Origin of the sequence: Shigella sp. FC1544, assembly GCF_001722145.1 — a bacterium.
Lineage (GTDB): Bacteria > Pseudomonadota > Gammaproteobacteria > Enterobacterales > Enterobacteriaceae > Escherichia > Escherichia coli.
This window is the reverse complement of the sequence record NZ_MECT01000090.1, coordinates 1-7,657: the sequence shown is the minus strand read 5'-3', so window position 1 is coordinate 7,657 and position 7,657 is coordinate 1. Positions and strand designations below refer to the sequence as shown.

General features: G+C 52.7%; 8 protein-coding genes and 3 pseudogenes. 1 reads left to right on the top strand and 10 read right to left on the bottom strand.

The genetic code is table 11. The features are described from left to right. Positions 1-99: 99 nt before the first annotated feature. From BGK49_RS06555 to BGK49_RS06510, 10 genes and pseudogenes are all read right to left on the bottom strand, one after another. A pseudogene (locus BGK49_RS06555) lies at positions 100-384 on the bottom strand (DUF2612 domain-containing protein); the annotation flags it as partial. Position 385: 1 nt separating this feature from the next. Beyond that, a pseudogene (locus BGK49_RS30600) lies at positions 386-1,623 on the bottom strand (baseplate J/gp47 family protein). Next, positions 1,620-1,976: a hypothetical protein gene (locus BGK49_RS06545; RefSeq protein ID WP_001191863.1), complete on the bottom strand. Its 357-nt coding sequence runs from the start codon at positions 1,974-1,976 to the stop codon at positions 1,620-1,622. Before BGK49_RS06545 ends, BGK49_RS30600 begins: the two are co-directional and overlap by 4 nt. Before the next feature lie 12 nt (positions 1,977-1,988). Further along, a complete protein-coding gene (locus tag BGK49_RS06540; protein WP_000068495.1) occupies positions 1,989-2,666 on the bottom strand; it encodes a Gp138 family membrane-puncturing spike protein in 678 nt (225 codons plus the stop codon). Further along, the gene (locus BGK49_RS06535) at positions 2,647-3,516 is read right to left on the bottom strand and encodes a baseplate hub protein (RefSeq protein ID WP_000122177.1); all 870 of its coding nucleotides are present in this window, start codon (positions 3,514-3,516) and stop codon (positions 2,647-2,649) included. Before BGK49_RS06535 ends, BGK49_RS06540 begins: the two co-directional genes overlap by 20 nt. Further along, positions 3,513-3,815: a phage baseplate plug family protein gene (locus BGK49_RS06530; protein WP_000890114.1), complete on the bottom strand. Its 303-nt coding sequence runs from the start codon at positions 3,813-3,815 to the stop codon at positions 3,513-3,515. Before BGK49_RS06530 ends, BGK49_RS06535 begins: the two co-directional genes overlap by 4 nt. After that, complete coding sequence (locus tag BGK49_RS06525) at positions 3,815-4,525, bottom strand: phage baseplate protein (RefSeq protein WP_000010338.1); 711 nt, start codon at positions 4,523-4,525, stop codon at positions 3,815-3,817. Before BGK49_RS06525 ends, BGK49_RS06530 begins: the two co-directional genes overlap by 1 nt. Further along, a pseudogene (locus BGK49_RS06520) lies at positions 4,522-6,542 on the bottom strand (lytic transglycosylase domain-containing protein). The gene BGK49_RS06525 and the pseudogene BGK49_RS06520 overlap by 4 nt, the downstream one beginning before the upstream one ends. Continuing rightward, positions 6,526-6,708 (bottom strand): hypothetical protein, encoded by a 183-nt coding sequence (locus BGK49_RS06515; protein WP_000228829.1) that lies wholly within the window; start codon positions 6,706-6,708, stop codon positions 6,526-6,528. Before BGK49_RS06515 ends, BGK49_RS06520 begins: the two are co-directional and overlap by 17 nt. 41 nt (positions 6,709-6,749) lie before the next feature. Beyond that, positions 6,750-7,154 (bottom strand): hypothetical protein, encoded by a 405-nt coding sequence (locus BGK49_RS06510; protein ID WP_000101350.1) that lies wholly within the window; start codon positions 7,152-7,154, stop codon positions 6,750-6,752. A gap of 338 nt (positions 7,155-7,492) precedes the next feature. On the opposite strand from BGK49_RS06510, the gene BGK49_RS25680 reads away from it, so the two are divergent. Beyond that, positions 7,493-7,657, top strand: a 165-nt coding sequence (locus BGK49_RS25680; protein WP_047664789.1) for an IS1 family transposase, incomplete at its 3' end; no start/stop codon positions are given.

Sequence of the window (7,657 nt, the reverse complement as noted above, 5' to 3'; positions counted from 1 at the left end):
TAGTGCGCTGGGTTATCGCTCGCCACGGGAATATCTGCGGCAGCGGGCTTGTAATGGGTTAAGTGATAACAGATGTCTGGAAATATAGGGGCAAATCCACTGATTAAACGGACAGGGATCATCCATTACCGGGGTGTCCATCCTGGACTCGCTGAAGCCCAGGTAATTAAAATCGTCCTTTACCGTCAGCCGGCGACTGACACCCACAATCTTTCCCCAGACATCAAGACCATACTTTTCTGCGGTATCGATGTTCCAGATAAGACCATAAAAATCACTGATAAAACTGTCGGGGGAAAGCGCTGCGTTAAAGCTGTTAATGAGGGCATTGAGTCGGGGGCTGGCAGCATACTGCGCAAGCACAGTGGCAGCCACATTCTGCACGTTATGCCTCCTGGAGTTTCACACTGATATCCGACACATCCAGAACCGGAATCTCATCTATCCCGAAAGTGACAGCCGTTGTCCATGACGAACCGTCACGGCTCACAGTAAGGCCCAGAATATCAATATGTTCCGGATCGGTTTTGTAAATGCCGGCATAGTAGCGCCCGGCAGAGACAACAGAGGCAACCCTTGCCCGCAGACCACCATCTGTACCATTAAATGCGTCCAGCACGGATTGCTGTACCTGTCGGGTAATATCTGAAGGCAGGTAGTCACTTTTTTTCAGCGTCACACTGACATGCAGACTGACGGGTTTGAGTGTCTGCCAGCTGATTACGTATTCAGGATACGGCGGATCGTACTCCTTATCTGCAACAGTGAACGTTGTGTTGCCATTCATATCAATACCCGGCGGAGCCTTACGCCAGATGGCCGCCGCGATATCTGCCGGGCTGCCGCCGTACACGCCAACATAAAGCGAACCGGGTGTTAATGGATACTGACTGACTCCGGCTTTTTGTTCTGTTTTTTTCGGATTATGGGGGACGTAAACATCCACCACGTTTTCTACCGTGGAGAGTATTTCACCCCGGATGGCTTCCAGAATATTCCGGGCATTACGGGCAACTGAATTACGTCGGCGGTTTTCAAAGTCCGCACGGGTTTCCTCATCGCTGCCCGGCACACCGGCACGGGCGTTAGTGACACCTGACCAGCCAGGTATTGCCTTATAAATTTTATTCAGCGTCCCCACAGGACAGCCGACGGGGCCGGTGGACAAATTCAGAAATACCGCATCAACCTGCCCTGATGCGCCGATAGTGACGTCTGACTGACATACTTATAACCGGCCTCATCCTGCCCCATACTGCCCGCCGGGATCAGCGTGCCAACCAGCCCGGTACAGGTCGCTGTTACTGTCGTACCTGTGGCCCCACGGCGCTCCAGGAAATAAATCCTGCCTATTGCATCCTGAAAGCGACCACTGGAAAAGTCAGGGTTGATCTGGTTAACGATATACAGCAACTGATCGTTTTTATCCGCAATAATGGCGCTTTCGCTGGATGCAAGTTGTCCCTGCGGACTGCTCAGACTGGTACTCATGGCCCCGCCCAGCGCCGCCGAAAAATCAGCAAGCCTGCCGCTCAGAATATCCGCTTCATCCGGCACATTCAGCCCGCTATCCGAAATCTGTACAGCGGGCACTGCGGTAGAAAAAGATTTATTTTCACTCATAGCAGTACCGTAAAAATGTCATTATTGGTATCTGTAATACGCAGCACACCTGTTACTGTCCGGGTTTGATCAGCTGTGACCTGGCAGACAGCGGCGCTCACGGTCGGCAGTTTAAGTGCTTCCTGTTGCAGAGTGGCATTCACCAGTTGTGTGCCGGGCCAGTGTCCGAGGATGCGTGGCCAGTAAGGTATGCCAGCCGTTGAGTCGTACCAGCACTCCCCCAGAAAAGTACTGCACGCACACGCCACATCCTGAGCTACCGCATGGGGATTATCAGTAATGGCAAGATTTCCGGTATCATCAAGCAGGATATCCCATGTCCCGGTGTCAAGAAGAAGTGATCGTGACTGCATGTTTTCTCCTGTTTACCGGGATCCCTGCGTGGTTGAGCCGCCGGACTCAACGCCGCCGTGAACGTGGTTTCCAAAATCAATACCCCCGATGTTCGAACCGCCGGAAAGCCTGGACTGCCCGGTAACGTCAAGCCCCTTACTGACGGCGGTATCGCCGTTCAGCGCAATTTGTGGTGAGTTAACGGTGAAGCTTTTCGGCGCATTAATCACCCCCTCAGGCGCGGATATCTCCACTTTCCAGGGAGATACAATCCGTATCTGGTTGTCATCAAATACCACAAACTGGACGGGATCACCGTTGAGCACGCCACCCAGCCAGATGGCATCAGCATAATTATGGGTACGCTTTGATCCCGGCATCGCAGCCTGACGCGTGGCTTTTACCGCACTGATATCCCGATCGCAGATGGCAAGAAAACCGATATCCCCCACATGTGGCGGGATAATCACCGCATTACCGCCCCCCTGTAGTCGCCATACGGGAATGTTATAAATCACCTCATGTTCAACCGGGGAACCGTCTGCTGCAACGCCCATTACCATCGGTCGGGCCTCAATAAATCCCTCTTCCACGGCTACCACCCGTCCCAGAGTGATAAACGCATGACGTCCGAGAAACTGCCGCAGCATAAAGTCCTGTGCATTGATTTCGCTGTTCACGTCTGTCGGGTTACTGAGTGGTTGTGCCATTTTCTTCAGCCCTCATCATGGTACAGTTGGAACTCCACGGACCGCCCACGGTTCGCGAAGTAATGGTGTGTATCACCCCTGTGATCGTATAATCGCCCGTCATATCAGGCAGTGACGATTCCAGATGCGCTGGCCTGCCAGTAAAGAGATCGGGGCAGAATATCGTGGTGGCGCTGAGTCCGGTCATGGTGTAAACCGGATAGCCAGTCAGTCCGTGATCCGGCGAAATCAGTACCGGCGGAATATTCCGGTTCTGCCCTTTCGGCCAGATGGTGACTTTCTCCACATTCCCCAGATCAATGTTAATATCGGCGGCTGAAGCGACATCCAGCATTTGTTGTACAACATTACCGGAAAAATGCGGGTCAGACAGACTGCGGCTGACCCCCTGGTTTTCAAATCCAAGCCCGACAGTTGACGCCAGCGCACGGATAATATCTGCAACCGCAACATCGCCCTTTGCGCTGAAATCTGCCGCCGGCTGATTACGCAGATTAAAATGAATCTGTCCTGTCAGAATGAGCGGAATATCCGGCGCCTGGTTGTAGTCGGCGTATGCATCAGTAATATCACCTTCAAAAATAAGCCGCCCGTCGGCCCACAGCCGCATTTTATTTGCGGTACTCTGCTCCTGTCGCCACACACCGCGCCAGCTTAAATTCGTCATATGCGCCGGTGACATTCCCCAGATATACAGCGTGATTTGTGTACCAGCCACCCCTCCATATACGGCAATACTGGCAAAACAGCTTGCGTCGGTAATGGTCAGCATATTGCCCTGGCCATTACCAAACGTTCGTCCGTCTGAAAGAGTGAACTCCACCGTTATTTTACGTTGTCTGTAGCTCATATCAGTTCCTCAGGTAACAGCCAGTAGAGCCGGTACCGGGATCCGAGCCCCCGCCAGTCAGGGTCACTATTCCCCTCCGTGTCGGTAAAAAACAGATCCCCCTGAAACGGCAGGTATCCGTACCGGACAATCCGGTTATTATTCAGACACAGCACGCCATACAGGCACGGTTCACCATTAACAATGATATCGATATACATCCCCGTAGTACGCTGATTCAGGCGAATGGTGCAGACCTGAGCGCCCAGTGTCACCGTAAACTGCTGGGCTTTAACGGGAGATAAAACAATTTCCAGCATCAGGTGATCCCCCTGTTCGTGGCGCTTCGTCTGTCAGCGTCTGACGGTTGTGTCTCCGACGCCGTAACTGGCTGCGTTTTAACCGATGCGGCCCCTTTTGCTTTATCGTTGTCCGTGGGAGACGACTTATCCGTACTTCCCACTGACACCTCTCCTGTATTCATTACGGTCTGAAATACCGCAGTAACCGTCAGTAAGGTCGGACCATTATTACTTCGCATTCGGTAGTCATATTTCACAAGGTCGCAGGATGTCCATGTCTTGTCCGGCGTCTCAATATCGTAGAGTCCTGCCGTGGTACGCATCCTTTCAAGCGTTTCCAGCACATTCGTCCGCGAGGTGGTGGAAAAATTTGTCAGGTTCGGGACGGATCCGGAAAAGGCCGTCCACCCCTCTACAGTGAAAGTCACATGCAGTTCCGGCGATCTCTGGATTTTATTAAAGGTGGTATAAGCCCCCTGCTCCACGGGGACGGTGGAAACAGAAGCCTCCGCGCCCACCTCAACGACAACAAAAGAATCCGGGGAGAAAGGTTTGCCACCCTTCTGATGGGCACCTGCCGGATCATTCCGTGCGTAATAAATACCGAATGACGGTGCCAGTACACTATTAATGAGTCCCAGGACACAGCCGCCACGAACTGCACTCAGTACGTTACTTTCACTGAGCGAAAAGTTATTCAGGGAAATATTATCGAAAGAAAAACTCATCCTGTTACCCCGCTGGAATAAACCGACACAAGCGCCGAATTCGTGATACGCCGACGTGCGTCATCGGTAATACCCTTCACATTGTCCGACGTTGTGGTGACATTCAGTGTCCCGATATGCGTGGTTTCCGTTACGGTGGACTGCGATACAGGCGCAGGATGGAGCGACCGTATGGCCATTGCCGCACCCGGATAAGGCAGGTTCGCCAGCACCCGCGGAATATAGTTGCGGGTCTCCTCCGGAGCAGCAGCCAGTCCCTTACGCTGAACATTTCCCTCTCCACAGTTATATGCCGCCAGAGCCTTAGCCAGATCGCCATGAAAAAAACGTATCAGCCACCAAGTTTTCTCGCGGCGGCATCAGCGGCTTTTTCGGGATCAAAGGCATCGTTCCCCCTCAGACCAAATTCACTGGCCGTCTTCGGCATGAACTGAAACAGTCCCATCGCACCAGCAGGTGAGACGGCAAACTGATTACCACGGGATTCGGTGATCGCAACGCTGCGCAGCAGTCCGGGCGGCAGGTTATATTTTTCCTCCAGTTGAGACAGTTTCGGTTGCAGCCAGCCTAACAGGGCTTCCCCGGTCTTCGTCGGTCGCTGGCGGTTTTGCATGGCATTACCGAGTTTTTCCTGCGTCGCACGCATACCCTGTAGCCAGGATTCACCGAAGGCTGCTTCCCTCCCGGTTGCCTGAGAAGCCTGAGTATCCAGCATGCCCTGCTGCCATACTGTGGGTGATTGTGCCCGGGTGATGTTGCCAGGCTTTTCTCCGGCATCCAGTTTTGTCTGATACGTCTCCATCTCTTTCTTATTGAAAAAGAAAGTCCCGTCTGAAGCCCAGAAAAAACCATGTGAATCCAGCCAGTCCTTATTTTCCCTGCCAACAATGGATGTCAGTAATCCGTCAACAACCGGGTAAAGCGCCGTTATCGCAAAAAGAAGGCCTCCGGGGCCACTGAGGGCTTTTGTCAGCCCCCGCACCCATGACGCCACTTTCAGCCCGATCAGCGTAATAATGACATTCTGCCAGCCCCCCAGTTCTCCGGCAGCCTTATTCGCTAGGGAGGCCACTGACTCAACGTCATTCAGAAATGTGGTGATAAACCTGTTCACTTCCTCCGGATGTTGCTGCATCCAGTCACCGAGTGTCTCCAGCCAGTGGCTGAGCTTCAGCGCGTACGGCATCAACGCGGTGCTAATCGTCATCCCGATGCCGGACCAGGTCTGATCGAGCTCAACAAGCTCTTTTCGTAGCTTACGGGCCAGCGCTGTACGCCCCGGCGTAACCTGCGAACGGGAAGTAAATTCGTCCACATCTTTCAGCGCATGACCGGAGCCAAGAAACTGCTGTCCGGCATAACTGAAGCCCAGCGCGTTGCCGTAGGCAGTTTGTTCGGACTTTGTCAGTCGCGGAAAAATAACCGCCAGCTTGCGCATGATGGCTTCAGTGCTGTCAGTATTTAAATCAACACTAATGCCCGCCCTGGCTGCAACCTGAAACAAATCCTGTAACACAGGATCAAAGGACCTTCCGGCTCTGAAGGCCGCTTTTGCATTTGCAAGCCGGGAAAATGCCCCAGACATTTCCCCTTCATCAACATTATTTGCCCGCGCAGCCCGTAACCATCCGTCCAGATTTCTGGCCTTCATGCCAAAAGCATCGGATTCCACGGACAGACGGTTCAGATCACGGGCAAAACCTGTTACCAGGTTCTTCAGCCCCCCCAGCGTCAGACTGACACCCGCAAGAGCCAGAATCTCGCTACGGATTCCTGAAAAAAAACGGGACGCCCGTTTCCCGGCATCTTCCATTCGACGGGCCGTTTTATCAGCATCTTTTCCGGTTTTTTCCAGTGATTCACTGGTTTTCTTCTGTCCCTGACTGAATGTGTCAGCGACACCTTCCATCACCGTCGTGAGCCGGTTAAGGGCAGCATGTACTGCCTGTTCCCCGGCAGTAAAGTCCCTGTCATCAATCCCGAGGGACAGAACAAGCTCATCAAGTACCTGCGCCATTTCTGTTCTCCTGTATCACCTGTTCGTTATGGGCATCCACATGAATTATTTCCAGCAGATCCCATAAGTCCTGCACACCAAGGACAGAATCCAGTTCAGCTTTTGAAGCCTTACCGGAGGAGATAACGGTCGCAATGGTACGGGGAACATTAACGTAATCCACCACCCCGAACGGTCTGTCGGGGTCGAGATAACGCGGGGGGATATCTAGCTGACGACGGTAGCGAAAAAATCCACATGCAGCTTAAAGACCTCCGCACGCAGATTAAGACGGGTAATGATTTCTTCAATATCCTCTTCAACAAGCGGTCTCCGGATGCTGCGTTTTTTCGGATCGGGAACAAACTGCACACAGTCCATCATTTCATCCATCAACGGACGCGCCTCATCAGGCGGAATTTTCGATAATGCTTTCAGCCCTTCAAGGGCAAGCGCAGCCATCCCCAGACTACGAACATCATCCGGTAACTCCACGCCACCACGCCCCATTGCCATAATGGCACGCATCGCCCACCATTCCGCCTGTGAGGCAGACATTTCGGTAAGATGAAATACCTTGCCCTTATCCCGTCCCTGACCTTCAATAGTGATAAATTTCTCTTTACGGGCCATCAGTTAAAAACCTCCGGAGTAATGGTTTCCCACTCAATAACCGCCTGCCCTGGCTGCAACGTACGAGCTGCATCAGGCAGCGCTTTCCATTGTTTGAGTACGCCATTCACGCAGGTATATTTACGGCCAATCGCCGGAAGCAGGACGACAGCGTTACAACGGAATACAGCCCGACTGGCCCGGATGTGGTTGACCAGGTATCAAAAATATCCCGGCTGGGGGAATCCGGCATGATATGAAACGTCTGGATAATGTTGCTGTACACAAATCCCGCGGACAGTTTGGTAATGCTGCCAACTTACTGATTTAGTGTATGATGGTGATTTTAAGGTGCTTGCGTGGCTTCCATTTCCATCAGATGTCCTTCCTGCTCCGCTACTGAAGGCGTGGTGCGTAACGGCAAAAGCACTGCCGGACATCAGCGCTATCTCTGCTCTCATTGCCGTAAAACATGGCAACTACAGTTCACTTACACCGCCTCTCAGCCCGGTACGCACCAGAAA